General features: G+C 61.3%; 30 protein-coding genes. 13 read left to right on the plus strand and 17 right to left on the minus strand.

What is annotated here, in order from left to right; translation table 11 throughout:
• The first annotated feature begins 45 nt into the window (after positions 1–45).
• From NP945_RS10250 to NP945_RS10260, 3 genes are all read left to right on the plus strand, one after another.
• The gene (locus NP945_RS10250; protein ID WP_256746256.1) at positions 46–231 is read left to right on the plus strand and encodes a hypothetical protein; all 186 of its coding nucleotides are present in this window, start codon (positions 46–48) and stop codon (positions 229–231) included.
• The gene (locus NP945_RS10255; RefSeq protein ID WP_127267545.1) at positions 228–1,124 is read left to right on the plus strand and encodes an alpha/beta fold hydrolase; all 897 of its coding nucleotides are present in this window, start codon (positions 228–230) and stop codon (positions 1,122–1,124) included. The genes NP945_RS10250 and NP945_RS10255 overlap by 4 nt, the downstream gene beginning before the upstream one ends.
• Positions 1,125–1,248: 124 nt before the next feature.
• Positions 1,249–1,659 carry a DUF427 domain-containing protein gene (locus NP945_RS10260; protein WP_127267544.1) on the plus strand — a complete coding sequence of 137 codons (411 nt, stop codon included), beginning with the start codon at positions 1,249–1,251 and terminating at the stop codon, positions 1,657–1,659.
• 30 nt (positions 1,660–1,689) lie between these two features.
• Here the strand turns inward: NP945_RS10260 and NP945_RS10265 are convergent, their stop codons facing one another.
• Both NP945_RS10265 and NP945_RS10270 read right to left on the minus strand, forming a co-directional pair.
• Positions 1,690–2,121: an HD domain-containing protein gene (locus NP945_RS10265; RefSeq protein WP_256746257.1), complete on the minus strand. Its 432-nt coding sequence runs from the start codon at positions 2,119–2,121 to the stop codon at positions 1,690–1,692.
• Between the two features lie 24 nt (positions 2,122–2,145).
• Positions 2,146–2,541 (minus strand): GFA family protein, encoded by a 396-nt coding sequence (locus NP945_RS10270; RefSeq protein WP_256746465.1) that lies wholly within the window; start codon positions 2,539–2,541, stop codon positions 2,146–2,148.
• A gap of 201 nt (positions 2,542–2,742) precedes the next feature.
• Here NP945_RS10270 and NP945_RS10275 point away from each other — a divergent pair, with 201 nt between their 5' ends.
• Positions 2,743–3,351 (plus strand): cysteine hydrolase family protein, encoded by a 609-nt coding sequence (locus NP945_RS10275; protein WP_127267549.1) that lies wholly within the window; start codon positions 2,743–2,745, stop codon positions 3,349–3,351.
• Positions 3,352–3,451: 100 nt separating this feature from the next.
• A complete protein-coding gene (locus NP945_RS10280) occupies positions 3,452–4,726 on the plus strand; it encodes a DUF763 domain-containing protein (protein WP_256746258.1) in 1,275 nt (424 codons plus the stop codon).
• A gap of 22 nt (positions 4,727–4,748) precedes the next feature.
• Here NP945_RS10280 and NP945_RS10285 read toward each other — a convergent pair whose 3' ends face one another.
• Complete coding sequence (locus NP945_RS10285; RefSeq protein ID WP_127329005.1) at positions 4,749–5,192, minus strand: PPC domain-containing DNA-binding protein; 444 nt, start codon at positions 5,190–5,192, stop codon at positions 4,749–4,751.
• Between the two features lie 36 nt (positions 5,193–5,228).
• Positions 5,229–5,546: a plasmid stabilization protein gene (locus NP945_RS10290; protein ID WP_127329054.1), complete on the minus strand. Its 318-nt coding sequence runs from the start codon at positions 5,544–5,546 to the stop codon at positions 5,229–5,231.
• Between the two features lie 505 nt (positions 5,547–6,051).
• Here NP945_RS10290 and NP945_RS10295 point away from each other — a divergent pair.
• The 4 genes from NP945_RS10295 to NP945_RS10310 all read left to right on the plus strand — a co-directional run bounded on the left by NP945_RS10295 (position 6,052) and on the right by NP945_RS10310 (position 10,461).
• A complete protein-coding gene (locus NP945_RS10295) occupies positions 6,052–6,669 on the plus strand; it encodes a (2Fe-2S)-binding protein (protein ID WP_127322071.1) in 618 nt (205 codons plus the stop codon).
• A gap of 1 nt (position 6,670) precedes the next feature.
• On the plus strand, positions 6,671–7,693 hold the full coding sequence (locus NP945_RS10300; protein WP_256746259.1) for a xanthine dehydrogenase family protein subunit M: 1,023 nt from the start codon (positions 6,671–6,673) through the stop codon (positions 7,691–7,693).
• Between the two features lie 3 nt (positions 7,694–7,696).
• Positions 7,697–9,976 carry a xanthine dehydrogenase family protein molybdopterin-binding subunit gene (locus NP945_RS10305; protein ID WP_256746260.1) on the plus strand — a complete coding sequence of 760 codons (2,280 nt, stop codon included), beginning with the start codon at positions 7,697–7,699 and terminating at the stop codon, positions 9,974–9,976.
• 65 nt (positions 9,977–10,041) lie between these two features.
• Complete coding sequence (locus tag NP945_RS10310; RefSeq protein ID WP_256746466.1) at positions 10,042–10,461, plus strand: RidA family protein; 420 nt, start codon at positions 10,042–10,044, stop codon at positions 10,459–10,461.
• Between the two features lie 48 nt (positions 10,462–10,509).
• Here the strand turns inward: NP945_RS10310 and NP945_RS10315 are convergent, their stop codons facing one another.
• Positions 10,510–12,219 carry an HAD family hydrolase gene (locus NP945_RS10315; RefSeq protein ID WP_256746261.1) on the minus strand — a complete coding sequence of 570 codons (1,710 nt, stop codon included), beginning with the start codon at positions 12,217–12,219 and terminating at the stop codon, positions 10,510–10,512.
• 227 nt (positions 12,220–12,446) lie between these two features.
• On the opposite strand from NP945_RS10315, the gene NP945_RS10320 reads away from it, so the two are divergent.
• Complete coding sequence (locus tag NP945_RS10320; RefSeq protein ID WP_023811961.1) at positions 12,447–12,953, plus strand: ferritin-like domain-containing protein; 507 nt, start codon at positions 12,447–12,449, stop codon at positions 12,951–12,953.
• A gap of 60 nt (positions 12,954–13,013) precedes the next feature.
• Here the strand turns inward: NP945_RS10320 and NP945_RS10325 are convergent, their stop codons facing one another.
• From NP945_RS10325 to NP945_RS10340, 4 genes are all read right to left on the minus strand, one after another.
• Positions 13,014–13,163, minus strand: a complete 150-nt coding sequence (locus NP945_RS10325; protein ID WP_256746262.1) for a hypothetical protein — start codon at positions 13,161–13,163, stop codon at positions 13,014–13,016.
• Between the two features lie 40 nt (positions 13,164–13,203).
• Positions 13,204–14,175 (minus strand): SDR family oxidoreductase, encoded by a 972-nt coding sequence (locus NP945_RS10330; RefSeq protein ID WP_128309518.1) that lies wholly within the window; start codon positions 14,173–14,175, stop codon positions 13,204–13,206.
• Positions 14,147–14,347: a hypothetical protein gene (locus tag NP945_RS10335; RefSeq protein ID WP_127268843.1), complete on the minus strand. Its 201-nt coding sequence runs from the start codon at positions 14,345–14,347 to the stop codon at positions 14,147–14,149. Before NP945_RS10335 ends, NP945_RS10330 begins: the two co-directional genes overlap by 29 nt.
• Positions 14,348–14,480: 133 nt before the next feature.
• On the minus strand, positions 14,481–15,167 hold the full coding sequence (locus tag NP945_RS10340; protein ID WP_127320805.1) for a TetR/AcrR family transcriptional regulator: 687 nt from the start codon (positions 15,165–15,167) through the stop codon (positions 14,481–14,483).
• A 189-nt stretch (positions 15,168–15,356) separates the two neighbouring features.
• Here NP945_RS10340 and NP945_RS10345 point away from each other — a divergent pair, with 189 nt between their 5' ends.
• Positions 15,357–15,845, plus strand: a complete 489-nt coding sequence (locus tag NP945_RS10345) for a RidA family protein (RefSeq protein WP_128309522.1) — start codon at positions 15,357–15,359, stop codon at positions 15,843–15,845.
• 114 nt (positions 15,846–15,959) lie between these two features.
• Here the strand turns inward: NP945_RS10345 and NP945_RS10350 are convergent, their stop codons facing one another.
• Positions 15,960–16,892 (minus strand): RNA methyltransferase, encoded by a 933-nt coding sequence (locus NP945_RS10350; protein WP_256746263.1) that lies wholly within the window; start codon positions 16,890–16,892, stop codon positions 15,960–15,962.
• A 66-nt stretch (positions 16,893–16,958) separates the two neighbouring features.
• Here NP945_RS10350 and NP945_RS10355 point away from each other — a divergent pair, with 66 nt between their 5' ends.
• On the plus strand, positions 16,959–17,603 hold the full coding sequence (locus NP945_RS10355; RefSeq protein ID WP_256746264.1) for a GNAT family N-acetyltransferase: 645 nt from the start codon (positions 16,959–16,961) through the stop codon (positions 17,601–17,603).
• A 130-nt stretch (positions 17,604–17,733) separates the two neighbouring features.
• Here the strand turns inward: NP945_RS10355 and NP945_RS10360 are convergent, their stop codons facing one another.
• Positions 17,734–18,450: an SDR family NAD(P)-dependent oxidoreductase gene (locus tag NP945_RS10360; RefSeq protein WP_256746265.1), complete on the minus strand. Its 717-nt coding sequence runs from the start codon at positions 18,448–18,450 to the stop codon at positions 17,734–17,736.
• 134 nt (positions 18,451–18,584) lie between these two features.
• On the opposite strand from NP945_RS10360, the gene NP945_RS10365 reads away from it, so the two are divergent.
• Positions 18,585–19,520, plus strand: a complete 936-nt coding sequence (locus tag NP945_RS10365) for a LysR family transcriptional regulator (RefSeq protein ID WP_127272260.1) — start codon at positions 18,585–18,587, stop codon at positions 19,518–19,520.
• Positions 19,521–19,601: 81 nt separating this feature from the next.
• Here NP945_RS10365 and NP945_RS10370 read toward each other — a convergent pair whose 3' ends face one another.
• From NP945_RS10370 to NP945_RS10395, 6 genes are all read right to left on the minus strand, one after another.
• Entirely contained in the window at positions 19,602–20,420 is an 819-nt protein-coding gene (locus NP945_RS10370; protein WP_256746266.1) for an MBL fold metallo-hydrolase, read from the minus strand.
• Positions 20,421–20,423: 3 nt separating this feature from the next.
• Positions 20,424–21,218, minus strand: coding sequence for a TatD family hydrolase (locus NP945_RS10375; RefSeq protein ID WP_256746267.1), 795 nt, complete (start codon positions 21,216–21,218; stop codon positions 20,424–20,426).
• On the minus strand, positions 21,218–22,768 hold the full coding sequence (gene metG / locus NP945_RS10380) for a methionine--tRNA ligase (protein WP_256746268.1): 1,551 nt from the start codon (positions 22,766–22,768) through the stop codon (positions 21,218–21,220). The genes NP945_RS10375 and metG overlap by 1 nt, the downstream gene beginning before the upstream one ends.
• A gap of 141 nt (positions 22,769–22,909) precedes the next feature.
• On the minus strand, positions 22,910–23,965 hold the full coding sequence (locus tag NP945_RS10385; RefSeq protein ID WP_256746269.1) for a DNA polymerase III subunit delta': 1,056 nt from the start codon (positions 23,963–23,965) through the stop codon (positions 22,910–22,912).
• Positions 23,962–24,636: a dTMP kinase gene (gene tmk / locus NP945_RS10390; RefSeq protein WP_164895655.1), complete on the minus strand. Its 675-nt coding sequence runs from the start codon at positions 24,634–24,636 to the stop codon at positions 23,962–23,964. The genes NP945_RS10385 and tmk overlap by 4 nt, the downstream gene beginning before the upstream one ends.
• Before the next feature lie 139 nt (positions 24,637–24,775).
• Entirely contained in the window at positions 24,776–25,939 is a 1,164-nt protein-coding gene (locus tag NP945_RS10395; RefSeq protein WP_256746270.1) for a D-alanyl-D-alanine carboxypeptidase family protein, read from the minus strand.
• Positions 25,940–25,968: the final 29 nt, after the last annotated feature.

Consider the following 25,968-nt stretch of genomic DNA (forward strand, 5'->3'; position numbering starts at 1 on the left):
ATTGGTGGAACCTCGTTTGCCGGACAGCAACCAGAGGAGGTTTCGATGAAGAGGTTCTTTTCACTCCTGGTCCTGGCCGCTGGCCTTACGCTCGGCGCCTGCGACAACAATATCGAGCCGATGAAAGCCAACACCGGCCCCATCAACAAGAACCCACAGGTTGACCAGGCCGCCAAGCCAGAGTCCGCGACTGGTGATGATAAGCCAGCTATTGCGCCTCAGAGCCAATGAACTCCGTCTCACATTGCGACACACCTCTGCTGCGCGTCGCCTATCTCGATGGTGGACCGCAGGACGGCGCCCCGGTTATCCTGCTGCATGGCTGGCCCGACGACGCGACGACATACGCTCGGATTTCGCCGGTCCTTCATGAAGCTGGCTTCCGGACGTTTTCGCCTTGGTTGCGGGGCTTCGGGCCGACATCGTTCCTGTCAAAAGAAATCATGCGCTCGGGCGAGATTGCCGCGATGGCGCAGGATGTGCTGGATTTTGCCGATGCGCTGGGCCTCAGCCGCTTTGCGGTCGTCGGACACGATTGGGGTGCCCGGATATCCTATCTGCTCGCGTCGGTTTTCCCGGACCGCATCAAGTGCTGTGCTGCGCTGTCGCTCGGCTGGCAACCAGGCAAACCAGCAACGCCGGCGCCCGGACAAGCGAAAGCATTTTGGTATCAATGGTTCATGGCGACGGCACGGGGCGCCGAGTTCGTACGAAACAACGGCAAGGAATTCGCCAGATACCAGTGGGACAGCTGGGGTCCATCAGGCTGGTTCGACGACGCTATTTTCGATGGTGTCGCGAGTTCGTTCGAAAATCCTGACTGGGCGGATGTGACGTTGCATTCCTATCGGGTCCGATGGGAAGAGGCCGAGCCCGATCCCCGCTATGCCGAACTCGCCCGCCGGCAAGCAGCGGTCAAGATCATCACGGTGCCGATCCTGACGCTTCATGGTGGCGCCGACCGCGTTGTGTTTGCCCAGTCCTCAGAGGGGCTCGAAGAGCATTTCACCGCGTTCTACAGGCGCGTGGTGCTGGATGGCATCGGACACTTCCCGACGCGTGAGGCTTCTGATCAGGTTTCGCGATTGTTGGCTGCGTTTCTCGACAGCCATGGCAAGCGCTGAAGTGAGGTCGTCATCCGACCTCATAATACAGGCCGGAACCTGACGCATCGCCGCGCATTTCGTCTCCATGCATGACGAACCGAAATGCGGCCTCGCAATCAATCGGCAGCCAGGGAGAATTTGAATGCAAGCTTCAGACGCAATCTCAGCACACCATGCTGGCCAGCTGGCCATAGTACCGTTTGTCGGCACGGTGACGGTACGATTTTCCGACGCCATAGTCGCTGCTACGGAACGGGCGAAAGTGCTTCAGGAAGAAGGACATGAGCCCGTGTTCTACATCCCTTTCGAAGACATCTATTTCGACCTTTTCGAAAAGACGAACACCACCAGCCGCTCCCCTTCGAAAGGCACCGCGAGCTACTGGCGCGTCCATGCGGTGGGCAGCTCGGCTGACGATTTCATGTGGGCATACGAGACGCCTGAAACCGCGGCGCGGCCCATTGCACGTCATGGTGCATTCGATCCGGAAAAGGCGCGCATCGATGCTGAGCCCGCGGAGGACAGACGGCACACGCCCCACGTCCCGGAGTAGATTGCCCGTTCGCAGCGGGGCGATCTGAATTCAAGGCTGGTGCTGACGGCGCGGAAACTCGTCATCAAGGATGCGTAGTGCCTCCTCATATTTGACAGTCGATGCCCCGACCTGTCGGGCCTGCCAGATATTGTCCGCCAGATCCGCGCGCTTCACCGGCAGCGCCAATGGATTCGATGCCGCCCGTCGCACAAACGCGAAGTAGTCCTCGCCATCCCTGCGCGACATGGCGTCGACGGCCGAAGCGATCGTCGGGCCAAAACCGGCCTCGTCCAACCTAGTCCGGTTCCAGCCTTCGCCCTTTTCCACAACGTCATGGAGATAGGCGACGACCTTCTGGTCCCTGGTTTCGACCGCGTCAACGACCCGGCGGCAGTGCTCGATATACGGTCGCCCGGTCTTGTCGCGCTGTGCTGCGTGGACCTCTTCGGCAATCTTGGCCGCCCGGTAAAACATGCTCATCTGGCTTACCCTTCAAACATGGTTTCACCATCGCTCCTCGGTATCGTGGTGCGGCAGGTCTATTCCGCAGCAAACCCAGCCAAGTCGCTGCCTCGATCCATAATTGTAGCGCGGCTCCAGGCGAGCCGGATCGTCGAACGTTCCGACATGCAACGCGATCTCTCCGGGCGATGCGTCATAGGCAAGGCTGAGCGGCGATCCGCAGGCGGAGCAGAAGCCCCTCCGGGCAATCGGTGAAGATCTGCGATAGGCCGGCGTCGCATTGGTCCAGGTCACGCTTTGGGAAGGCAACCAGGCCAGAACCGCGAACGCACTGCCGGTCGTTCGCCGGCACATATCACAATGGCAATAATGCACTCTCGGTTCGCTTCCAACGCGGAAGCGGATCGTGCCGCAGAGACATCCTCCGCTCAGTTCCATTTTGGCGCCCCGGCTGACTTGCGGCTCCAACGCCTCTCGCGCGGTCTCATGCGAGCACCTCCATTCATCTCAGCGGAAACGCCAGCCATTTGCGTCGGTTCCTGTGGCTATCTCAGGAACCAGTGCTTGCGCGCGGCGTTGCGTGTCTTTGCCGACAATGGGAGGAAACAGGGAAATGCATCGTCGGTCGGAGAAGCGCTGATGTCGATGCCGGGGCTGGCATACGGTCCTCTCGGCGATCGATGCATGCATGTCTGCGTGGATATGCAGCGGCTGTTTGCCGAGCCGTCTCAATGGGCAACGCCCTGGATCACCCGGGTTCTCCCGCAGATCGAGAGGCTGGTCGAAAGACGCGCGCCACAGACGGTCTTTACACGCTTCCTGCCAGCCGAAAAGCCGGGGCAGGGCGTCGGCACATGGAAGCGCTATTATGAGCGCTGGGCTTCCCTGACGATCGAGACGATCGGGCCCGAAATGACCGAACTGTTGCCGTCTTTGGCCGGCTACTGCCCGCCAGCGGCGATCATCGACAAGCACATCTATTCGCCCTGGTTCGAAGGGCGCCTCAGAGCCCTTCTGGTGGAGCGCGGCATCGATACGCTGGTCATTACCGGTGGCGAAACAGATGTTTGCGTTCTCGCCACCGTGCTCGGGGCCATCGATTTCGGCTATCGCGTGGTTCTCGTCACGGACGCGCTGTGCAGTTCTTCCGACGCAACCCATGATGCACTGCTGACCGTTTACCACCAACGTTTCGCGCAGCAGGTCGAGACGGTTGAGATGGAAACGGTTCTCTCGAACTGGACTTGACGTCCGCTAACCCGGCCCGGGTGGAAGTGTCCATGCTTCCTTGCGCGGTTGGGCTGCCTATCTGTTAAGAGAATGACGGACACCAGAACAGGTAGCAGACGTGACGCAACGATCGGGAAGTGCTGATCTTCCACTCCATGGCGGGCGCGTGCCGAAATGGCTCGGCGACCGCATGACGCGTCTTGGCGCTGTGATGTGCGAGGCGATCATTCATCACTATGGTCGAGACGAGCTGCTGCGGCGGCTGGCGCATCCATTCTGGTTCCAGTCCTTTGGTGCTGTCATGGGCATGGATTGGCACTCGTCGGGGATCACGACCAGCGTCGTGGGCGCTTTGAAGCGTGGCCTCACGCCGCTCTCCGGCGAGCTCGGCATTCATGTCTGCGGTGGTCGCGGCGCGCATTCGCGCAAAACCCCGCATGAGCTGGAGGCCATCGGCCAACGCGTCGGCTTCGACGGGGCGGGCCTGGCCACCGTCAGCCGGCTTGTCGCCAAGGTCGACAGCGCCGCGGTCCAGGACGGTTTCGATCTTTACCTGCATGGTTTCATCGTCACCGATGATGGTCGCTGGGTCGTGGTGCAGCAAGGCATGAACGGTGACAGCAAGGTGGCGCGCCGCTACCATTGGCTCTCCGAGGGCCTCAAGAGTTTTGTCGACCACCCGCATGCCGCCATAGAGGGCGCCCATCAAGGTGAGATCGTCAACCTGACCGACAGGCGCGCCGACGCGTCGCGCCAAGGGCAACTGAACCTTTTGCAAGACCTCGGACCCGATCGCATCCTGGGCGAGCTTGCAGCATTGGAGCGTTGCGCGGAGCCGACGCGCCGGCAAGAACCGGAGCAGCCGCTGCTGCCGCATTTGGTCATGCCGGCCCACCATGACGTTCGCGAAAGCGATGTCGTCATGCATCGTCTTCACGGCAATATCGCAGCCGCCGCGGACCGCGGTCCCACCGATTTCGCCGAGCTCCTTCTGGTCCCCGGCGTCGGCGCGCGTACGGTGCGCGCGCTGGCCCTCGTTGCCGAGGTGGTGCATGGCGCGCCTTGCCGGTTTTCCGATCCCGGCCGCTTCTCGCTGGCGCATGGCGGCAAGGACAGGCATCCATTTCCAGTACAGCTGAAGGTCTATGACGAGACGATCGGGGTTCTGAAGTCGGCCGTGCAGAAGGCAAAGCTCGGTCGCGATGAAGAAATCGGGGCCTTGAGGCGGCTCGACGATCAGTCGCGGCAAGTCGAGCGATACGTGACCGGCCCCAGCCTGAAGGAAATTGTCGCGGGAGAATTCGACCAGTCGCATCTGCTTGGCGGGCGCAGCGTGTTCGGGTGGGAAGCGCCGCCGGACACAGCATCAGCTGAGCGGAACGAGAAAGCGTGAGCACGGGTGGAGGGGCTGGAGATCAATCGTCAAGATCGATGAGGGCGACACCGAGCTCCGGACGCTTGCTGCGACGCAGATGACCGGGTGCTTCCACCAGGGTGATTTCGAGCGTTGGACGAACGATGCCGTCAAGCAGATGTCCACCCCGAGTGGTGCCGTCACTCAATCCAAGCACCGCATGAACGTGCAGGCTGGGCTTATCGTCGTCACCCAATGCGACATCGCCGATCGCGCTCAGAACCTCGCACTGTTCGTCGACAGGGATTTTGCGGTAGGTCTTCGAGGCCGGATCAAACCAGCCCACCGTGGCTTTCTCGAAAGCCCCTATGGCGGTCAAGGACGCGCTGCCGATCTCTTGGTCGACCGCGAAGGCGGTCAGTGCCGCGAACGCTTCTTCGCCTGGGTCGAGCACCACGACGAATGTCCGTTGTCCGCCGATCTCATTGACGAGCTGCGATTTCATCCCTGTGCTCCCGCCGCATTCAGTGCCGGCCTCATATCAATGTGCGCGGTGTTCCGCATTGCGCTTGCGGGTCGCCGCAGCTTTCCTTGCCGATTCCGATCGGCTTGCGGCAGACCGTGATGCCGATGCCTTGCCGCCGCTTTTGCCGCCTTTGTGCGCCGCTGGATGGCCCGTGTGTTTGCCGCGGCCGGAACCGCCTTCCTTCTTGCCGCCGCCATCGTCCTTGTTGACGGTAGCCCATGCGCGCCGCTCTGCCTCCTTGTCGGAAACCCCGCGCTTCTCATAGCCTTCGGCAATGTGGTCGGCTTTGCGCTCCTGCTTGTCAGTGTATTTCGATTTCTCGCCTCGTGGCACGGCCTGTTCCTCCTGTTGAATAAGGGCTGAACGTCGACTCGACGCGCTGGTTCCAACAGAAGTCGCGTAGCCAATGGCGCATCGCGATGCATGGCCAAACACCGCCGCGCCGCGCAAGCTAGCGCCTTTCGAGCCGGGGAGAGTGCAGCAGCAAGGCGAGGGGGATTGGTTCAGCCGATTGCCAACCTCACGACGATGGCCAGGATCACGACGCCGACCAAGCCGGCTATGAAGACGACCCGACGCGTGCGCGTTCGCAGGATGATCTCGCCTTGTCTCGCCTGCTCCGCAGAGAATACGGGTCCATGTCACCGTCCTTGCCATGCCGACCATCGCTCATGATCGCCTCCTTCCGGCTGTTGGCACACAACCATCGCTTGACCGGGGAGGTTCCGATTGCATCGATCCCGCCGACAGAAAAAAAGATCACAGGCTCGTGAGGAGGGAACTTTGCCCTCCGCGAGTGGTTTGGGCCGCTTGAGACCCAGCCAGCCCGGAGCCAGCCATGTCCGATGCCAAGATTTCCAGTGGCCTGAGCAGACGCATGTTCATGACGGCCTCTGTTTCGGCGGCGGCGGTGATGCCGCTTGTAAATTCCCCGACGAGAGCTGCCCAGCCCGCGTCCGCAAAACCGGCCGAACCGCGCGATTTGTCGGCGGTTTCGATGCGTATCAACAAGCAGACCTACAACCTCGCGCTCGACAATCGAACCAGCCTGCTTGACGCGCTGCGCGACCATGTCGGCCTGACCGGCACCAAGAAAGGTTGCGATCACGGTCAGTGTGGTGCCTGCACGGTGCTGATCGACGGAAAGCGGGTACTGTCCTGCCTGAGCTTTGCCGTCATGAACCAGGGCCGAGAGATCACAACGGTGGAAGGCCTGGCTTCGGCGGAAGGGGAATTGCATCCGGTCCAGAAGGCCTTCGTCGACCACGATGCCTTCCAATGCGGCTATTGCACACCGGGTCAGATCATGTCCGCCATCGGTTGCATCAACGAAGGCCATGCTGGGTCGGAAGACGATATTCGCGAATATATGAGCGGCAATCTATGTCGCTGCGCGGCCTATCCCAACATCGTTGCCGCGATCGTCCAGGCACGCGACGAGACCAGGAGGGCTTAGGATGCGCCCATTCGTATATGAAAGACCAACCAGCGTCTCCGCGGCAATCGCCATGGCGTCCCGTCCCGATACCGTGCATGTTCCGCCAACCGGTGCCGACACGCAGTTCATCGCCGGCGGCACCAATCTGGCCGACTACATGAAGCTCGGTGTCGCGCGGCCGGAGCGACTGCTCGACCTCAACACTCTTGCCGAGCCGGCCTTGCGGCAGATCAGGATAGACGATGATAAGATCCGGTTTGGTGCGCTGGTCCGTATGGGTGAAGCAGCAGACAACAATGATGTCAGGCGCCGTTGCCCGGTCCTCGCCGACAGCCTGAAATTCGCTGCCAGCGGTCAGCTTCGCAACATGGCGAGCCTGGGCGGCAATGTGCTGCAACGTACGCGCTGCGAGTATTTTCGAGAGATATCTTGGCCGTGCAACAAGCGCGAACCGGGCTCCGGCTGCGCTGCGATGGAAGGGTCCAATCGCCAGCATGCCGTGCTGGGTACGAGCGATGCCTGCATTGCCACGTATCATGGTGATTTCGCGCAGGCGCTGGTTGCGCTGGACGCCACCGTCGATGTCGAAGGTTCGCGGGGAAGGCGCACGCTCACTTTTGCCAAGCTGCATAGACGGCCGGGCGAGACGCCCGACATCGAGACGGATCTGGCCGCCGACGAGCTCATTACCGCCATCGAAGTGCCGCTCGCACGGTGGAGCAGCCGGTCGCGCTATCTGAAGATACGCGATCGCGAATCCTACGCGTTTGCGCTGGCGTCCGCGGCTGTCGCGCTCGACATGAATGGCGAGACGGTAAGGAGTGCGCGCATTGCGCTCGGCGGAGTGGCGACGGTGCCGTGGCGTGCGCGCGAAGCAGAGGACGCGCTACAGGGCAAAGTGCTTGACGAAGCCACGGCGCAGGAGGCCGCAGAGGCTGCTTTCGCCGATGCCAGACCGCGCGAGCATAACGCATTCAAGATACCGCTCGGCAAGCGCACGCTGGTGCGGGCGCTGCTCGAAACCCGGGATATGAAGGGCTGAGCCATGAACCAAGCTGCACCCGCTCCAAGGGAAAACCAGGGCGATCCCGTTGTTCGCATTGACGCCCGGCTAAAAGTTACCGGACAGGCCGGCTATCCCGCCGACATCGTCACCGCCAACGTCGCCCACGGTGCCCTTGCCACCAGCAGCATTGCGCGGGGCAAGGTTTCCGAACTTCACACGAAAGACGCCAGGGCCGTACCCGGTGTGCTGGACATCGTCACTTATGGCGATCTGGACAAGACCGACATGCCGAAATTCGGCAACACCGGCGCAAGTTCGATTGGGCCTTTGCACGACAAGACGGTTTTTCACGATGGTCAGATCATCGCTCTGGTGGTCGCCGAAAGCTTCGAGGCGGCGGAGGAGGCAGCGATGTTGATCCGCGCCGACTACGAGGACGAACGGCCCAGCGCCAGCTTTGATTCCAAGGGCGTGAAGATGGAACCGGCTGCCGGCAAAAGCCCGATGTTCAAGGAGGATGCGAAGGCCGGTGACTTCGACGCCGCTTGGGCGGATGCGACGGTGAAGATCGACGAAAAGTATTCGACGCCGACCCAGCATCATAATCCGATCGAGCTGTTTTCGACCACAGCCATATGGCAGGGCGACCAGTTGACGATCCACGAGCCCAGCCAGAATGTTACGGGCTGGAAGGTGGAACTGGCACGCCAACTGAAGCTCGATCCGGCCAATGTGCGGATCGTCAGTCCCTATATCGGCGGCGCCTTCGGCTCCAAGGGGCCGATGACGGCACGCACTGCCATCGTTGCCGTCGCGGCGCGGCGCATCGGCCGGCCGGTTCGCTGCGTCGTCAATCGCATGCAAGCCTTCGGTACGCAGACCTATCGAGCCGAAACGCGGCATCGGATCCGCATGGGCGCCGGCAAGGACGGCCGCATCACGGCGTTCGGACATGAGGCCTGGGAGGTGACGTCACGCCCTGACCCTTATGTCGTCGGCGGCACGTCCGCCACCGCGCGCATGTACAATTACGGCTCCGTTCTGACGCATGTTTCGCTGGTTCATGCCGACCGCAACACGCCTGGCTACATGCGATCGCCGCCGGAGACGCCTTATGTGTACGCGCTGGAAAACGCCATGGACGAAATGGCCGTGGCCCTCGGCATGGATCCTGTCGAGTTTCGTCGCATCAATGAACCGGAGAAGGAGCCGATCGGAGGCAAGCCATTTTCCAGCCGCTCACTCATCAAGTGCTATGACCAGGCGTCGGAGGCCTTTGGCTGGTCGAAACGCGATCCCACGGTCGGCTCGATGCGCGACGGCGATTGGCTGGTCGGGATGGGCTGTGCGACGGCAATCTATCCGACAGCCGCCGCGCCTTGCGCGGCCCGGGTTCGTCTCACCGCCGATGGCGAGGTTCGGGTCCAGTGCGGCTCGCATGAAATCGGCACCGGCGTTCGCACCATCGCCGGCCAGATGGCGGCCGAAAGGCTGGGGGTTGGCATGGACAAGATCAGCGTCGAGATGGGCGACAGTGCCTTGCCGCCGGCTCCCGTGTCAGGCGGATCGATCTCGACCGCCAGCGTCTGCTCCGCAGTCATGAAAGCCTGCGACGCGATACGCGAAAAACTGTTTGCCGCCGCTGCGGGCAAGGGGGCTCCGCTGGCAGGTTCGGCCAATGCGAAGCTGGATTTGAAGGACGAAGAGGTCGTTGCCGAGACCGGCAAGTCCGCCAAGCTGGCCGATGTCTTCAAGGCCATGCAGGTCGGCGCCATCGAAGAATATGCCGAGTTTGCGCCGAAGGGTTCTTCGCCTGAAGCCCTCAGCAAACTCTATGCCGGACAATCGGAGTTTCATGGTGGAGAGAACGACGAAGATTCGGTCAAATATGCCTTTGGCGCCGAGTTCGTCGAAGTGCGCATCAACAGCTATACACGCGAAATCCGGGTGCCGCGCATTGTCGGAGCCTTCGCTGCCGGGCGCATCATGAACACGCGCACCGCGCGCAGCCAGTTGATGGGTGGCATGATCTGGGGCATCGGCCAAGCGTTGCACGAGGCCACGGAAATCGATCAGCGACACGCGCGCTACGTCAATCGCGACCTGCAGGACTATCTCGTGCCGGTCAACGCCGACATCAAACAGGTCGACGTTATCCTGGTCCCCGAGATCGACCACCAGGTCAATCCTGCCGGCGTCAAGGGCTTGGGCGAACTCGGCAATGTCGGAACGGCTGCTGCCGTGGCGAGTGCCGTCTATCATGCCACCGGCAAGCGCATTCGCGATCTGCCGATCAGAATAGATGATTTGATAGGCTGACGATCAAGAGCTCTGGACGGAGCATCGAACTCGTAACCCATAGGAAATTCAAAAACGGCAGGTTGATGCCGTGGGGAAAAGGCACGGTCGTCACCGGAGCAAAGGGATTTGTCTACCTCTGCGGAAATACCGCAACCGCCGAGAATTACGATCCTGCCGGAAAGAGAGGAGGGGGCTTCCCTGGCGATGCGGCGGCACAGTGGCGCGCAATTTTGGCGAACATCAAATCAGATCTGGAAGAACTCGGCAGCGCGCTCGACTATCTCATCCGGCTGACCTTCTTCATCAAGGGGCCATTTCCCGATGGCGGCGTTCTAAGTTCTCCCAATTTTCGTCTCGACGTGCTGGACGAGTTCTTTGCCGAGCATTGCCCGAAGCACTGCAGCTATAACAACCCGCCGCCCTCGGAGGTGATCGGGGTTGCAGCGCTTGCGCAAGCCGACATCGTCGTTGAAATTGTCGCGGTGGCGGCGTTGCCTGACTGAAAAAGTTTTCGCGTGCAGCGATAGCTTAGTTGCCTTGGCTCTCGAGTGTCACTCCGGGGCTGTGGCCGGAGCCGTGTAACGGCGGCGTACAGCGTCAAGCACCCGCTTGCGGCTATCCTGCGCCGACAGGGTCTTGTCCTCTTCCGCCTCGGCGGTTTCGCGCGCCAGATCCTTGTCCCTGATCTGATGTCGGAACCATTTGGAATAGTCGCCGGTGCGCAAATGAAACTCCCAGGTCTTGTCGTCTATCCCCTCGGCGATCTGAGCGAAGATCATCAGATTGTGAGCCCTGAGGTTCATCGCATTGTCAGGGCCATGGAAATAGAAGCTGCCGGCTTCGTCGAGCTGGCCTTCGGCATATTTCCGGCTGTGCCGCTTGAGTGACTGACGTGGTTCGACCACCTTGACCGTCTTGACTTTCTTGCCCGACTGCGGCCGCCAGAACAGCACGCGCGCGCCTTTGGGCGTTGGAATGTCCTTTGGCGGCTCAATGCCAGTTTCCTTGCAGAAGACCTTCACCACGTCCTTCGCCTTGGGGCCAAGCGCAATGATGGCTGTGACAAGGCGCAAGGCGTCTGTCGAGATCGCCTCGGGGTGAACGGTGATCAGGATTGTGCCCGGCAATTCCAATGACAGGACCGCCCGCGTATCGTCGCGCCGCTTGGGCAGAAGATGGTGCGCTTCATCGATGACGAGCCAGTGCGGTCTCGCGGTGCGCCGGCGGAAACTGCTCAGGCCAGGCAGCAGGTCGGCAAAGAAATCCGGCCTCTCGTCGACGCGCAGGGCCAATCCATTGACGACAATGTTGCTGTCGGCCTTGGCGATCAGATCCAGCACCTGCGCCTTTGTCGGCGCGCTTGAGCCGTCTCCCAGGCGAACGGCGCCTTCGAGGCCGTCATAGTCGCCTTCGGGATCGAAGACGCAGAACTGAAAACCACTTTCGACGAAGCGTTCCGTCAGCGCGGTGGCCAAGGTGGATTTACCGATGCCGGAACTCCCGGCAATGAGGATCGTGTCGCTCGGCGACAGGTAGACATCATCGCCGGCAGACGATCCAAGAACGATGCCGTCATGGCGCTTCGGCACTATCGCGTGATCACGCTTTATCAGCTTTGCGATTAATTGCTCCACGCCCTTACCGCGGGCGCCACGCATGACCAGGTCGGCTGTATCCTTGACCGCCGGAATTGCATTGTCGACGGCGGCGCTGCAACCACAGGCCTGCAGGAACGCGTGGTCGTTCTCGGCATCGCCGACGCCGACGACGTTGTGCGGCGAAAGCCGAAGGTCCTGAAGGGCCGCAGCGAGCCCGGTGGCTTTGTTGATGCCGCTCGGCAGGATCATCACCGCGCCCTTGTTGAAGATGATTTCCAGTTCGAGACCCATCTTCTTGATGATATCGAGCACGGTCGCCTGATGGGGTTCCCAGGTTGCGACGATCGATTGCCCGACCGAAAGCGGCTTGACGCCCTGTCTCTTCAATCTGGCGACGAATTTGGGCTCGGGCGATGGGGCAATCACCCGTTCTTCCTCGCTTGCCGGCGTGTAGATCATCGCGCCATTCTCAGCGACGACCTTGTCGAAGAGGCTAAGCTCGGGAAAGACGCGCTTGAGATCGGGCAGTTCACGCCCGGTGACGAGAACCAGCTTGCGGCCGCTTTTCTTGAACCGCTCAAGTGCAGCGAGCGTCTTCCTGGCGACGATCCCATCATGAGCCAGCGTACCGTCATAGTCTGTCGCCAATGCCATGAAATACATTCCGCCGACCTTCTCGTTCCGGTTGCCCTGCGGCTAGAACGTGTGATCGAGACAAAGGCTCCCCACCGACCGGATCACAGGTCTGGAGAAGGGGACGGTTCGCCCTCGGAAATCAGGAACTCCTTCGGCGCCGGTACGTTGACCAGACAAGCCGGGAACCGTCCCGGTCTTGCTGGCGGCAAACCCCGTCGCCGAAATCCACACCAGGTGCAATGAAAGGTAAGGCCATGGGCTTCTTTTCGAAGGACATCAAGACACTCGACGATCTCTTCGTGCACACGCTGCGCGACATCTATTACGCCGAAAAGCAGATCGAGAAGGCGCTGCCGAAGATGATCGACAAGGCAACCGACCCGCAATTGAAAGCCGGATTTGAAAAACACCTCGACCAGACGAGGGGCCATATCGAGCGCGTCGAACAGGTGTTTGAGTTGCATGGCGTCAAGGCCAAGGAGGTCAACTGTCCGGCAATCGACGGCATTCTCGAGGAGGCCGACGATGTGAGCGGTGATGTCGATGACAAGGAGGTTCTCGACGCGGCGCTGATTGCTTCGGCGCAGGCCGTCGAACACTATGAGATGACCCGCTACGGCACGCTCATCGCCTGGGCCAAGCAACTCGGCCGCACCGACTGCGCCAATGTGCTAGCCAAGAATCTGAGGGAAGAACAGGCGACCGATCGCAAGCTCACCGAAATGGCGGAAAGCAAGATCAACCTGCAGGCAGCCGAATAAAGGCTGCAATCCGGCCGGCTGGTAACTCGGCCGGCCGAATTGCCGGTAGGTTCCATTCCGTCAGCGAGACGGGTCGACGCCCAAGGCCGCTGATTGCTTGCGCAGCGCCTCACCGTCGTCCTGCGGCGCATGCCCAGCAGATTCTGTTGTTTCCGTGTAGATGCGGTACGCTACGCAAGCGAGCGCCACCATGAAAAGCAGACGGCCCATCCATCCTACTCCTTGGTTACGGATTTCGTTTCGGCCATCCTCAGTATCCTCCCACGACCGGCAGGATCTCGCCGGTGATGTAGCTCGAGCAGTGCGGCGAGGCGAGGAACACATAGGCTGGCGCGAGTTCTTCCGGTTGCGCGGGTCGTTTCATCGGCGTGTCCGCGCCGAATTTGGAGACGTCGTCGGCTTCCTTGTCCGACGGATTGAGCGGCGTCCACACCGGACCCGGTGCGACCGCATTCACCCTTATGCCCTTGCCGATGAGATTGCCCGACAGGGCCCGCGTGAAGGCATGGATGCCCCCCTTGGTCATCGAATAGTCGACCAGCTGTTTTGAACCGTCGATGCCGGTTACCGAACCGGTGTTGATGATCGCCGAACCGGGCTTCATGTGCGGCACCGCTTCCTGCGCCATATGAAAATAGCCGTAAAGATTGGTCTTCAGCGTCGTGTCGAAATGTTCTTCGGTCAGCTCGCCGAAATCGCTGGAATGGATCTGGAACGCAGCGTTGTTTACCAGCACATCGATGCGGCCGAATTTTTCAACGGTCTCCATGACCGCCTTATGGCAGTGGCTGCGTTCGCTGACATCGGCCTTGACCAGGATGCAGCGTCGTCCCTCCTTTTCCACCGCTGATTTGGTCTCTTCAGCATCCTTGTCCTCGGTCAGATAGACGATCGCGACGTCGGCGCCCTCGCGGGCGAACAACACCGCCACCGAGCGGCCGATGCCGGAATCGCCGCCCGTGATGAGCGCTACCTTTTGGTCGAGTTTTTTCGATCCGAGATAGTAGGGCGCATCGTACAGCGGCTCCGGCTCTAGCGCCCATTCGTGCCCCGGTTTGGGCTGATGTTGCTCGGGGAAGGGGGGCTCGGGATATTCACGGGCGCCAGCCTGCATGGCGCCTTGCTGCTTCCCATCGCCTTTCGACTTGTCCTTGGCATCGACGCCACGTTGGATATGGCGCTGCTTTGCCGCTTCACCGGCTATTTCCGACTTCATCTGCATGATCGTCTCCTTGGCTTGGAGAGGAAACAACGCATGTCAGGCAAAAAGGTTTGCGCAAAAGATCGAGAGATTCCGGCCAGCGTTTGGCAATGCGTAACAACGACATCGCCAGTTGCACCAATTCAGCTGCAATGCAGCCGCGCCAGCCACCGCCGCCGATGGGATCGAGCACCCGGGCTTGCCCGTTGCCTGTGCCGCCTTGGCAGCGAGCCAAATGTGATGATGGGGATTGGGGAAGCTATTGCGTCAAACTGGCGTGCGCAAAGCAGCGCCATCCGGTCTGCTCCGGGCGTAGCCGCCGGAATCTATCTTGGCGAGAGGCCATCGAGCAGGAAGTCCAGGCCTTTTCGGAAAGTGCCGTCCCAATCATTGTCCAACAGCAGACGAGAGCGTTCGATTGTCGGATAGTGTTCGCTGAGACGTGTAAGACGCTGCTGTGCGGCTGCTCTGTCTTCTTCCGAGAGGTCGAAGCTTGCCCGGGTGAGGGTGGCGCCCATCACATAGTTCCAGAGCGACCAAATCGCAGCGTTGAGATCCGCGTCCGCAACACCGGCTCTGGACAAGGTCTTGCTCAGCATTTCCAGGCGACTGAGGATGTTCGGGCCAAGCGCCCGTCGCGGCAACAGCGATGCCGACCAAGGATGGCGCAACATTCTGGCGCGCCAGTTTTCGAGCATATGAACGACGTCTCCGCGCCAGTCCGGAGACTCACCTGTTTCAGGCGATGCGCGATATTCGAGCACCGAATCGAGTGCCAGATCAAAGACATCCTCCTTGTTGTCGACGTGCCAGTACAGGCTCATCACACCCGAGCCAAGGCGATCCGCCAGCCGACGCATTGTCAATCCGTCTATGCCCTGGGCGTCCAGCAGTTCCACCGCGATCGCCACGATACGCTCTCGAGACAGCGGCGGCTCGCTGCTCGCTTCCTGCATGGGTGGAAGCTTTGTCCGTTGCGATCGTTTGCTGGCACTGCGGGGTTTGGCTGCCATCTGTCTTCCTTGCTGGCCGAACGTCGATTTGGGCAGGCACCGTCAGGAATGTCGACGCTGATCGCTTGACTAGTACGACGTACCATACGATGACTCGTACATCGCACGATTCATCGTATGAGCGATCTGGTTAAAGTTCATGCCGGCCGCGAGTGCGTTTATTCGCGGTCAGCAGAGCCAGGAGAAATCATGTCACGCGCAATCAAGCATCTGCTTACCGGAGGGCTAATCATCATGACCATGGCAGTTTCCGCTGCGGCTACAGCGACTGGGAACGACCTCAAGCTGACCATCGTCAATCCACAGACGCTCTACGACCCGTCGCCGAATGGCTACAGCACCGCCGTGATCGCACCGCGCGGAGCTCGGATTGCCTACATCTCCGGGCAGGGCGGCCAAGACAGCACAGGAGCCTTGTCACCCGATTTCGCAGTCCAGGTTAAGCAGGCCTACGCAAATTTGCATGCGGCGCTCGAGGGCGTCGGCGCCAGGCCGGATCAGGTGGCGAAGCTCACGGTCTTCGTGGTCGACCACGACATGTCCAAGCTCGATGTGTTGACCAGGAACGTCAAGGACATGTTCGGCGAGGCGCTGCCGGCGCAGACACTGGTTCCCGTTGCCAAGCTTGCAATCGACCCCATGCTTTTCGAGGTGGAAGCCGTGGTCATTCTGGAGTAGGGGCGAGATCGCCCCACAAACTGAAACGGGTCGAGCGTGCCGCCGACAGCCGCACATTCGGAGCCACCATACGGAAGTAGAGCCGGCCAACGGTCGGTTGAGCTTCGCGTCAGCTCAGGTCTGTCCTTCGGTTTCGCTCGAAGCAAAGCCGCCAACTTCGCGACGCATTACAGTAGGTAGTGGCTCAGCGCGTTTTCCCTTCCGTCTACCGCGGCGGTATTTGCTCTGATACTCGCGTCGCTGTTTCGCGATTTCGTAGAGTACGATACCCGAACTGGTTCCGAGGTTTAGGCTCTCGATCATCCCGAACATTGGAATTGCTACGCACATCTCGCTGCGCTCGACCGCGAGGGTGCTGATGCCCCGTTTCTCATTACCGAACCAGACAGCGAGTTTGGTGTGCTGGGTATAATCGCCCTCGTGCAGGAAAACGCTGGTCTTTCCCTTTATATGCGGCGAGGTGACGACGGACACAAAGCCATGTTTTTCCAGATGGCTGAGGCAGGCGTCAGTGCTGTCGAATCGTTTCACAAACGTCCATTTGACGGCTGATACAGACGTTTCCGAAAGCGATTTCCGTTGGCGCATTTGCTGCCAGTCATCAGGAAGTGCTTTGCGTGGATCGACGATATAGACTCTTTCAACGCCGAGAGCATTTGCGTTTCGAATTACCGTTCCGATGTTCCTGATATCATTCGGATCTTCGACAACGGCTACCAAGTTCTTGCAGCGAAACGATTTGACCGCAGCCGCACGCTTGCGAACCGATACTCTGGGTTTCTGAGCCTCAAGGGTTTCCATGAGAGAGGTTCTTACCAGAGGCGCATCTGAATCCAAGGCCCGTGGCGACTCTATCGCCGCCACATCAGGAAGTCGCATAAGATAGATTATGGAACTGACGCATGGGCCAGGAACTGTAAATTGCCGCTGATTCTCATAGGCTTGAGCGCTCGTGGCGTATTGCCTTGAGCGGATAGCCAACCCTAGGCTGTCGAAATGAAGATGGCAAACAGCGGGATCGAAGCGGCGATCGAAGTGTTCGTGCATGGCTTCAGTGCCGACAGAAGCCGCACCTTTCCTTACGTGGCCCGCCGTGTTGGGCCGTTGTGGCTGATGCGCGACGCCGAGCGCAAGAATCCTCGCGACTACCGCGGCGAAGAATGGGTCGTCCATGACGTCGCCGCTCAACAGGCCGATGCCATCGTGCGGCAGCATGCACGGCCGGGCTTTGCCATTTCCGTTATGATCGCGCGCGAGGATCCGGACGGGCCGACACGAACTGCCTACAAAGCTCTCGGCTACCGGCTGCTTCGGACCGAAGGCTTTTTCGTCCACCGATTGCGCCGCATTCCCAGCCCGCCGGCGGTTGCTTCGATCGAACGCGTGCAGACAGCCGAACGGGCGGCGCAGTTGGGAAAGATCATCCGCAGGCAGCCGATCCCAGACGATTTGCTCGGCGACAGCGCGCCATTCCGTCAGTATGTGGCAGTCGATGGCGCCGATATCGTTGGGCGCGTACGCAGCCTTGATGCCCTGGGAGCCACATGGTGTTCGAGCATGTATGTCGAGCCGTCGCACCGGCGTCGCGGCATTGGCCAGGCTTTGATGTCGAGAATGTTGCACGACGATCGGGCGCGTGGGTCGAGGTACTCGGCGCTGGCTGCAACCCACGCCGGGGCGCTGCTTTATCCCCGGATGGGCTACGAGCGGATCGGAACGCTGCTGATATTTGCGTCAAGGAGCCGGAAGACCGTATGAGGGTTTATTCGCATCATGCTGATTTATAAGGGATTTCAGCTTGATCGGTGGTCAGAGCCCCTCTCCTTTTACAACAGCTGGCCTAGCTTAACATCTTCGATGCCGATGAACTTCATCACAGCCCGCGATTTCACCAGGGAACGGTGCGGCCGAGATAGTCAAGATATTCCAGGCCGGGGTTTCCCCGTTTTGCGAGGAGCACGTTCACAAGGCTGGGAATGCTCTCTTGGATGGTGAGCCGTGCGCCCGGACCGCCCAACTCCGTGCGAACCCAGCCCGGCGCCATCAGGACCATCGAACGGGCCTCGCCCGCGTGCCGGGCTGCGTAGCAGCGCATATACTGGTTCAAGGCGGCCTTGCTGCCGCGGTAGACCTCGCGCATGCCGGTCGTGTTGTTGCAGACGCTGCCCTGTCCAGACGACATCACGCCAATCAATCCGGACGCCTCGACAAAGTCATCGAGGCTCTCGATCACGCGCAGCGGGCTCAGCGCGTTCGTGAGCATGACCCGGATGAATTCGTCGGTCGTCACCTGCCCGACCGTATCCGTCTCGTTGTTCGTCGTTCCGGCGTTAACGAACAGCATGTCGAACATCCTGCCGGTCAGGCGCTGGCGCAGGCCCGCAATCTGGTCGGGCTCGCAGATGTCCAGGGTCTCTATCTCGACCCGGCCAGCATGCTCGTCTGCCAGATCGTGCAGCAAGGTCCGGGTTCCGCCGCCGCGAACTGTCCCGACGACATTCCATCCCTTTTTCAGGAACTCGGCCGCCATGGCATGGCCGAGGCCCCGCGATGCGCCAATGAGGAGGATTGTGCGAGCTGGGTCGCTCGGAATGTGTTTGGGCATGAGAGTTGGTAGCTTTCGATGTTGGTCCGACAGCCGATATAAGCGGCCGTGCGCAGGGCGCCAGACGCATCAAAGTCAAAGTATGGTTGCATCAAACGCTATGTCTGGCGACGCGGCTGGGATAGGCTCAGGTCATGACCAATGTTGATGTGGACCTGAACCTTCTCGTCGCACTGGATGTGCTGCTCGCCGAGGGCAGCGTGACAGGGGCAGCCCGTCGCCTCGGCTTGAGCGCATCGGCCATGAGCCGGACGCTCACGCGACTTCGGGCAGCAACAGGCGACCCGCTGCTCGTTCGCGCCGGGCGAGGCCTGGTGCCGACACCGCGCGCTGCCGAACTGCGCGAGCGCGTCCATGAGCTTGCGCGGGACGTGCAAGCAGTGCTCCGGCCGCAGATCACGCATATGGACGTCGCGTCGCTCGAACTGACATTTACCGTCCGAGTGAGCGAGGCATTTCTGGAATTTCTGTCTGGCCCCGTCGTGGCCGCGGTCACTCGGGCAGCCCCACGGATCTGCCTTCGCTTTGTCCCCAAACCTGACAAAGACGCGCGGCCGCTAAGGGAGGGGCTCATTGATCTGGAGATCGGCCTGCTTGGAACGTCCGCGCCGGAGATACGCACCCAGTTCCTGTTCCATGACAAGCTTGTCGGCGTGGCCCGAATTGGACATCCTCTTCTCGAGCGCGCGGCGGTGACCGCAGAAAGATATGCCGCCTGCGACCATGTCTTGGCGTCCAAGGATGGGGAGAGAATCGAGCCCGTCGATGCCGCCCTGGAGAAGCTGGGGCTTAAACGGGCGATAAGGGTCGTCGTGCCTGGATATCCGGATGCAATGCGGATTGCACGCCAATCGGATCTGGTCGCGCTGGTGCCGCATTCATGCCTGGGCAACAGCTTGACGAGCGATCTCCCTGTCACGTCGGGTCTTGCGACCTTCGAAGTCCCGGTGCCCACGCCGGAGTTCAAGATATCGGCGATGTGGCATCCGCGAATGGACGCCGACCCGGCCCATCGCTGGCTTCGCGATACTGTGATGGCCGTGTGCCGGGCAGCGTATCCGAGACGGTGAGGTCACGTCGTCATGCATACCGGCATCGGCAGCGGCTTTGGGCACGCGAGCCCTGGAGCCGGTCATGAAGATCTGTTTCTTTCACGCTGATTCGTAAGGGATTTCAATCATCATCCCATCATAGGCTGGTTCGACATTGGCTGGTGTCTCGGCCACCACCGTTGCGTAGTCGAGCGGCACGTGCATATGCGTCAGCACCGCATGTATCGGCGCCAGCCGCTCGATCCAATCAAGCGCTTCGCCAAGGGACAGGTGACTAGGATGCGTCCGGTATTGCAGCGCGTCGATGATCAGCACGTCGAGGGCGCGCAGCCGTTCGGCGGTGGGCTCCGGAAAGTCGCTGATGTCGGGGCAATAGGCGAGACCGCCGATGCGGAAACCGAGCGATACGATGTCGCCGTGGATCTGCGGCAGCGGCTCGAGGGTGAGGGTACCCCCCTCTCCTTCGATGATCACCGGCCTGGTGTGGTCGATGAGATGCGGCCTGACGATCGGCGGATAGGAACTGCCTTGCGGCGTCTCGAAACAGTATCCGAACGCTTCCCGCAGCCGAAGCATCGTCGCCCTGTCGGCATGAACGTCGATCAGCTGGCGCTGATCGAGAACGAAGCCGCGCAGATCGTCGATGCCATGGATATGGTCGGCATGCGGGTGGGTATAGACGACCGAATCGATACGTTTAACGCCGGCCAGCAGCATCTGCTGCCGAAAATCCGGCCCCGTGTCGATGACCACAGTCGTGCGGCCGCCATTCGACGCGATCCGCTCGACGAGTGCGGCGGCACGCGTGCGCCGGTTCTTCGGGTTGTCGGGGTCGCAATTGCCCCAGTCGCCGGTGATGCGCGGCGTACCTGGCGACGAGCCGCAGCCGAGAATGGTGAGGCGCAGCCGGTCGGTCATCGTTCAGGCGCTTTGCTCTACAGGCCGCGACATCTTGCCGAACAGCCGGAAGAAATTATCCGTCGTCAGATCGGCGATTTCAGCTTCGCTGACGCCGATGGTTTCGGCCAGCACCTTGGCGGTATGGGCGACATAGGCCGGCTCGTTGCGTTTGCCGCGAAACGGCACGGGCGCCAGGTAGGGCGCGTCGGTTTCGACCAGCAGCCGGTCATGCGGCACATCGGCGGCAATGGCGCGCAACTCAGCCGAATTCTTGAAGGTGAGGATACCCGAGAACGACACGTAGCCGCCGAGAGCGACGCCAATTTCGGCAAGCCGACGCCCGGAAGAAAAGCAGTGCAGGATGAAGGGGAAGGTGCCCTTCCCCGTTTCGGCCTCAAGAATATCAGCCATATCTGCATCGGCATCGCGCGAATGGATGACCAGCGGCAGCCCCGTTTCGCGTGCGGCGGCGATGTGATTGCGAAAGCCTTGTGCCTGCGCATCGCGTGGCGCCTTGTCGTAGAAATAGTCGAGACCGGCCTCGCCGATCGCAACCACTTTCGGGTGGGCGGCCAGCCGCACGAGATCGGCAGATGTTACGTCGAGCTCTTCCGCGGCATTGTGCGGATGGGTGCCGACCGAACAGTATACTTCGTGGAAAGTCTCTGCGATTTCAAGGATTTGCTGAAATCTCTTCACGCGAGTTGAGATCGTCACCATGCGGCCTATACCGGCCGCCTTGGCGCGAGCGACAATGGAAGCCCGCTCCTCGGCGAAATCTGGAAAATCCAGATGGCAGTGGCTGTCGACGAGCATCAGACGTTCGCGTCCGGCTGTTCGACGTAACGTGGAAAAACCCCTTCCGGCACGGGTAACGCGGTGCCCGGCACCAGCGCATGGTCCGCGTGGACATGCACGAAGTCGCGGCTGTCCGCCGGCACCGCCAGCAGATCGAGCAGTTTCGCGGCTGATCCCGGAGTAAAGGGCTGACACAGCACCGCCACGCGGCGCACGACCTCGGCGGTCGTCCACAGCACGGTTTCCATGCGCTCCGGATTGGTCTTCTTCAACGCCCATGGCGCCTCTCCGGCAAAGTAGCGATCGGCTTCCGCCACCACGCCGAAGATCGACGCCAGCGCCAGATGGATGCCCTGCTCGGCCATCGCCTTGCGCGCGGTGTCGAGAGCGGCGACGGCCTGGTCCAGGATCGCGCTGTCGGCATCCGTCAGGTCGCCGCGCTGTGGCACCACGCCGCCGCAGTTCTTGGCGATCATCGACAGCGAGCGCTGCGCCAGGTTGCCGAGACCATTGGCAAGGTCGGCATTGGTGCGGTTGACGATCGCGTCATGGCTGTAGCTGCCGTCGTTGCCGAAGGGCACCTCGCGCAGGAAGAAGTAGCGCACCTGGTCGAGACCGTAGTGCTCGATCATCGCGAATGGATCCACGACGTTGCCAACCGATTTCGACATCTTCTCGCCGCGGTTGAACAGGAAGCCATGCGCGAAAACGCGCTTTGGCAACTCGATGCCCGCCGACATCAGAAAGGCCGGCCAATAGACCGCGTGGAAGCGGACAATGTCCTTGCCGATGATGTGCGTAGCCGGCCAATAGCGCCATTGCTCGGCCTTTGTGTCGGGATAGCCGGCGGCGGTGATGTAGTTGGTCAAGGCGTCGACCCAGACATACATCACATGCTTGTCGTCGCCCGGCACCGGCACGCCCCATTTGAAGGTCGTGCGCGAGACCGACAGATCCTTCAGCCCGGACTTGACGAAGCTGAGCACCTCGTTGCGGCGCTCGGTCGGACCGACAAAGTCGGGCTGGCTCTCATAAAGCGCCAGCAATTTGTCCTGATAGGCGGAAAGCCTGAAGAAGTAGCTTTCTTCCTCGTTCCATTCGACGGGCGAGCCGAGCGGTTCGCGACGCACGCCGTCGTCGCCGAGCGTCGTCTCGCTCTCGTCGAAATAGGCTTCCTGGCGCACCGAGTACCAGCCGCTATAGCGGTCGAGATAGATGTCGCCATTGGCGGCCATCGCCTTCCAGATCGCCTGACAGGATTCGTAGTGGCGCGGTTCCGTCGTGCGGATGTAGTCGTCGTTCGAGCCGCCCATCGCCTCGGTCATCGAGCGGAAAATCGCCGAATTGCGGTCGGCCAGCGCCAGCGGCGTTATGCCTTCCTTCTCGGCCGTTTGCTGCATCTTCAGGCCGTGTTCGTCGGTACCGGTCAGGAAGAAGACGTCCTTGCCGTCCAGGCGCTGGAAGCGCGCCAGGGCGTCGGTTGCAATGACCGTATAGGCGTGGCCGATATGCGGCTTGCCGTTCGGATAAAAGATCGGGGTGGTGATGTAGAACTTGTCGCGTGACATGAATGAACCGTCATGAATGTCTGAATGGAAAGGCGTGGCGGTGGATATCGTATCGAGGCAGCATTTGCCATCCCGATGCCAATGCATGCCGCCCAAAAGTGGCCCCGGTTTTGGGGGCAACGGCATGCATCGCGAAAACCGTCACATTCGCATTGCAGAATTCAGGCGGTCGATCATGATCAGGGCGTGCTGCTTCTTGTCGAGATTGTAGGTATCGGTCTCAGATATAGCGTCCAGCGCCTCATGCCAAGTGTCCGACAATTTTTTGGCCCGTGCGAGATCGCCCGCCAGTGCTGCCTGACTTGCCGCGTCCGACAACAGGTCCAGCGCCCGGCGGTTGAAGATATCGAACTGGATCGCCTGATCGCGGCCGGCCACGGCTTCGGCGAGGCGAAACGCGCCGCCGACATCGCTCTTTCTGCCGGTGACCAGAGTGTCGAGCGTGGAGGCGATCTCCAGCCCGCCATACTGCGTCAACAGGATCGCGTTGCGGGCGCTGCCCCCTGCCCGCCCGACCAGTGCCGCGCGAGCCGCCGGATCGTCAGGCGGCGCCGGCTCGGTCGTTTCCAGCACCGTCATCAGGTCGTCGGCGTCGAGCGGGTTCAATCGCACCACCTGACAGCGCGACCGGATCGTCGGCAGCAGGCTGCCCGGCGCGTGGACAATCAGGATGAAAAGCGTCCGTGCCGGCGGCTCTTCAAGATTTTTCAGCAACGCATTGGCGGCATTGGTGTTCATGTCGTCGGCGGGATCGACGATGACCACCCGATAGCTGCCGTCGTGCGAGGTCAGCGACAGGAAGCGGCTGACCTTGCGGATCTCATCGACGGTGACGACTGTCTTGAAACTCTTGGTCTTGTCGTTCAGCGGCCGGGTCAGATGCAGCACGGAAGGATGCGCCCCGGTGGCGATCTGGCGGAACAGCGACGACGCCGGATCGGGAGCGGCAAGGCTTTCCGGCGCCTTCGCAAAATCCGGGTGCTTCAACAGATGATGCGCAAGGTGGAAGGCGAGCGTCGCCTTGCCGATGCCGACTGGCCCGGAGAAGATCAGCGCATGCGGCAGCTTGCCCGCACGGTAGGCGGCGGTGAGCACGCCCGCAGCCTGGCCGTGCCCAACCAGAAGGGGCGTTTCGGAGGGCTCCGGCACGCCGTCGAGCGTGTCGTGCTGCTCGGGTGCAATGCGCTCGAAGATCATGCCGGCGTTGCCTGCCTGTCGCGTGCCGGCGTTCTCGCCGCCAGTGCCGCGAACACCGCCGCGGTGACGACGTTCTCGACCGCGTCGGGCTCGGCGGCTGCGTCGACGACGATGCAGCGCTCCGGCTCGGCCTTGGCGATCGCCAGAAACGCCTCGCGGCGGGCCTGATGGATCGCCAGCGTCTCCTTTTCGAAGCGGTCGGCGACTGCCTCGGTGCCGCGCCGCAGCGTTGCGCGCCTCAGGCCTTCCGCCGGATCGATGTCGAAGATCAGCGTCATGTCCGGCATCATGCCGTTGATGGCGACCTGCTCCAGCGCATCCATGAACGCCGGATCGATGCCGCCGGTGACGCCCTGGTAGACGCGCGAGGAATCGAGGAAGCGGTCGCAAAGCACGATGGAGCCACGCTCGACCGCCGGCCGGATGAGCTGCTCGACATGATCGGACCGCGCGGCGGCGAAAAGCAGCGCTTCCATCTTCGGTCCGAACGGTTCGGCCGCGCCCGAAAGCAGCACATGCCTGACGGCTTCGGCGCCCGGCGAGCCGCCAGGTTCGCGGGTAAGCAGCACATCGTATTTCTTGGCGCGCATCTTCCTGGCCAGCCGCTCGATCTGCGTCGACTTGCCTGCCCCCTCGCCGCCTTCGAAGGTGATGAAAAAACCGCGTGCCAACCGAGAGGCCTTCTTGTCCATGGCTGAATGGGATTGTAGCGCTCTAGATAGTCCGCGTTCGGCCAAACGTCCATGCCGTCATTTTTTGCTTTCATGCACGTCGTTCGCCAAAACCATGGCCAGATTTGAGCGACGTGCCTTAGCGCAGCCAGCCGACCGCCAGTTCCTTGACTGCATCGAGGGCGCGCTGCGGCAGCGTGCCGACGCCGATCGATTCGGCGGCGAAAAGCGGCGTCTCCTGGCTCAGCGTATCGCCGATCCAGACGCGCAGCGCGCCCACCGGCTGCCCCTCCTCCACCGGTGCTGCAATCGGGCCGTCATAGATGATCCTGGCCGTCAGCTTGTCGCGATTGGTGATCGGCAGGAAGATGTCGATCGGACCCTTGGCCTTCAGCATCACCCCGGGCTTGGCGCCGCCAAAAACCTGGGCTTCTCCAACCACCTCGTCCCTGGCGAAGATTTCGGTCTTCTCGAACGAGCGGACACCCCAGTCGAGCAGCTTTCGCGCCTCTTCGGCACGCTCCTTGTCCGAGGCCAGCCCGCTCATCGCCGCGATCACCCGTGTGCCGTTGTGACTGACCGTACCGACGATGCCGAAGCCGGCTGCCTCGCTCGCACCGACCGCCAGGCCGTCGGCGCCGATGTCCATCGCCAGCAGCGGATTGCGGTTCCTCTGCGAAATCTTGTTCCAGGTAAAATCCTTCTGGCCGTAATAGCGGTAGAAATCCGGATAATCGCGCCACAGGTGCAGGGCGAGCTGCGCCAGCTCGCGCACGGTCGTCTGTTGGCCATCCGCCGGCAGGCCGGTCGAATTGACGAAAGTCGACGTCTTGAGGCCGATCTGGCGGGCCCGTTCGGTCATCTGCGCGGCAAAATTGTCCTCGGATCCCGACATGCCTTCGGCGATGATGATGCAGCCGTCATTGGCCGCCTGCACGGTCACGCCCTGAATCAGGTCTTCGAGCCGGATCGACGACTTGAGCTTGGCGAACATCGTCGATGTTCCCGAAGGCGCGCCACCCTTGCGCCAGGCGTTTTCGCTGACAACGAACGTATCGTCGAGCTTCAGGCGACCGGACTTGATGGCGTTGAAAACCACTTCCATGGTCATCAGCTTGGCCATCGAGGCCGGCGGTATCGGCTTGTCGGCATCCTTGGAAAACAGCACCGTCCCGGTCTCGGCGTCGATCATGAAGGCCTGTGCGGCCTTGGTCTCGAACAGCTGTGCACCGGCCGGAGCCTGGAAAAACAGCAGCAGGCCAAAAACCAGAAGCCCGGCGAGCGGGAGCAAGCGAAATTGCATGATGTTCGACCCGTTGGCCGGCACCGCCG

It is taken from the genome of Mesorhizobium sp. LMG17149, assembly GCF_024518695.1.
Classification (GTDB): Bacteria; Pseudomonadota; Alphaproteobacteria; order Rhizobiales; family Rhizobiaceae; genus Mesorhizobium.

Coding starts and splice junctions, on each gene's coding strand:
- NP945_RS10375 (WP_256746267.1), bottom strand. CDS start 21,218: ATGCTCGTCGACAGCCACTGCCATCTGGATTTTCCAGATTTCGCCGAG.
- NP945_RS10365 (WP_127272260.1), top strand. CDS start 18,585: ATGACCAATGTTGATGTGGACCTGAACCTTCTCGTCGCACTGGATGTG.
- NP945_RS10345 (WP_128309522.1), top strand. CDS start 15,357: ATGTCACGCGCAATCAAGCATCTGCTTACCGGAGGGCTAATCATCATG.
- NP945_RS10315 (WP_256746261.1), bottom strand. CDS start 12,219: ATGTATTTCATGGCATTGGCGACAGACTATGACGGTACGCTGGCTCAT.
- NP945_RS10275 (WP_127267549.1), top strand. CDS start 2,743: ATGTCGATGCCGGGGCTGGCATACGGTCCTCTCGGCGATCGATGCATG.
- NP945_RS10260 (WP_127267544.1), top strand. CDS start 1,249: ATGCAAGCTTCAGACGCAATCTCAGCACACCATGCTGGCCAGCTGGCC.
- NP945_RS10265 (WP_256746257.1), bottom strand. CDS start 2,121: ATGAGCATGTTTTACCGGGCGGCCAAGATTGCCGAAGAGGTCCACGCA.
- NP945_RS10355 (WP_256746264.1), top strand. CDS start 16,959: ATGCGCGACGCCGAGCGCAAGAATCCTCGCGACTACCGCGGCGAAGAA.
- NP945_RS10360 (WP_256746265.1), bottom strand. CDS start 18,450: ATGCCCAAACACATTCCGAGCGACCCAGCTCGCACAATCCTCCTCATT.
- NP945_RS10300 (WP_256746259.1), top strand. CDS start 6,671: ATGCGCCCATTCGTATATGAAAGACCAACCAGCGTCTCCGCGGCAATC.
- NP945_RS10395 (WP_256746270.1), bottom strand. CDS start 25,939: ATGCAATTTCGCTTGCTCCCGCTCGCCGGGCTTCTGGTTTTTGGCCTG.
- NP945_RS10285 (WP_127329005.1), bottom strand. CDS start 5,192: ATGAAATCGCAGCTCGTCAATGAGATCGGCGGACAACGGACATTCGTC.
- NP945_RS10325 (WP_256746262.1), bottom strand. CDS start 13,163: ATGGGCCGTCTGCTTTTCATGGTGGCGCTCGCTTGCGTAGCGTACCGC.
- NP945_RS10350 (WP_256746263.1), bottom strand. CDS start 16,892: ATGCACGAACACTTCGATCGCCGCTTCGATCCCGCTGTTTGCCATCTT.
- NP945_RS10310 (WP_256746466.1), top strand. CDS start 10,042: ATGCCGTGGGGAAAAGGCACGGTCGTCACCGGAGCAAAGGGATTTGTC.
- NP945_RS10385 (WP_256746269.1), bottom strand. CDS start 23,965: ATGATCTTCGAGCGCATTGCACCCGAGCAGCACGACACGCTCGACGGC.
- NP945_RS10295 (WP_127322071.1), top strand. CDS start 6,052: ATGTCCGATGCCAAGATTTCCAGTGGCCTGAGCAGACGCATGTTCATG.
- NP945_RS10250 (WP_256746256.1), top strand. CDS start 46: ATGAAGAGGTTCTTTTCACTCCTGGTCCTGGCCGCTGGCCTTACGCTC.
- NP945_RS10340 (WP_127320805.1), bottom strand. CDS start 15,167: ATGGCAGCCAAACCCCGCAGTGCCAGCAAACGATCGCAACGGACAAAG.
- NP945_RS10320 (WP_023811961.1), top strand. CDS start 12,447: ATGGGCTTCTTTTCGAAGGACATCAAGACACTCGACGATCTCTTCGTG.
- NP945_RS10370 (WP_256746266.1), bottom strand. CDS start 20,420: ATGACCGACCGGCTGCGCCTCACCATTCTCGGCTGCGGCTCGTCGCCA.
- NP945_RS10305 (WP_256746260.1), top strand. CDS start 7,697: ATGAACCAAGCTGCACCCGCTCCAAGGGAAAACCAGGGCGATCCCGTT.
- metG (WP_256746268.1), bottom strand. CDS start 22,768: ATGTCACGCGACAAGTTCTACATCACCACCCCGATCTTTTATCCGAAC.
- NP945_RS10255 (WP_127267545.1), top strand. CDS start 228: ATGAACTCCGTCTCACATTGCGACACACCTCTGCTGCGCGTCGCCTAT.
- NP945_RS10270 (WP_256746465.1), bottom strand. CDS start 2,541: ATGGAACTGAGCGGAGGATGTCTCTGCGGCACGATCCGCTTCCGCGTT.
- NP945_RS10330 (WP_128309518.1), bottom strand. CDS start 14,175: ATGCAGATGAAGTCGGAAATAGCCGGTGAAGCGGCAAAGCAGCGCCAT.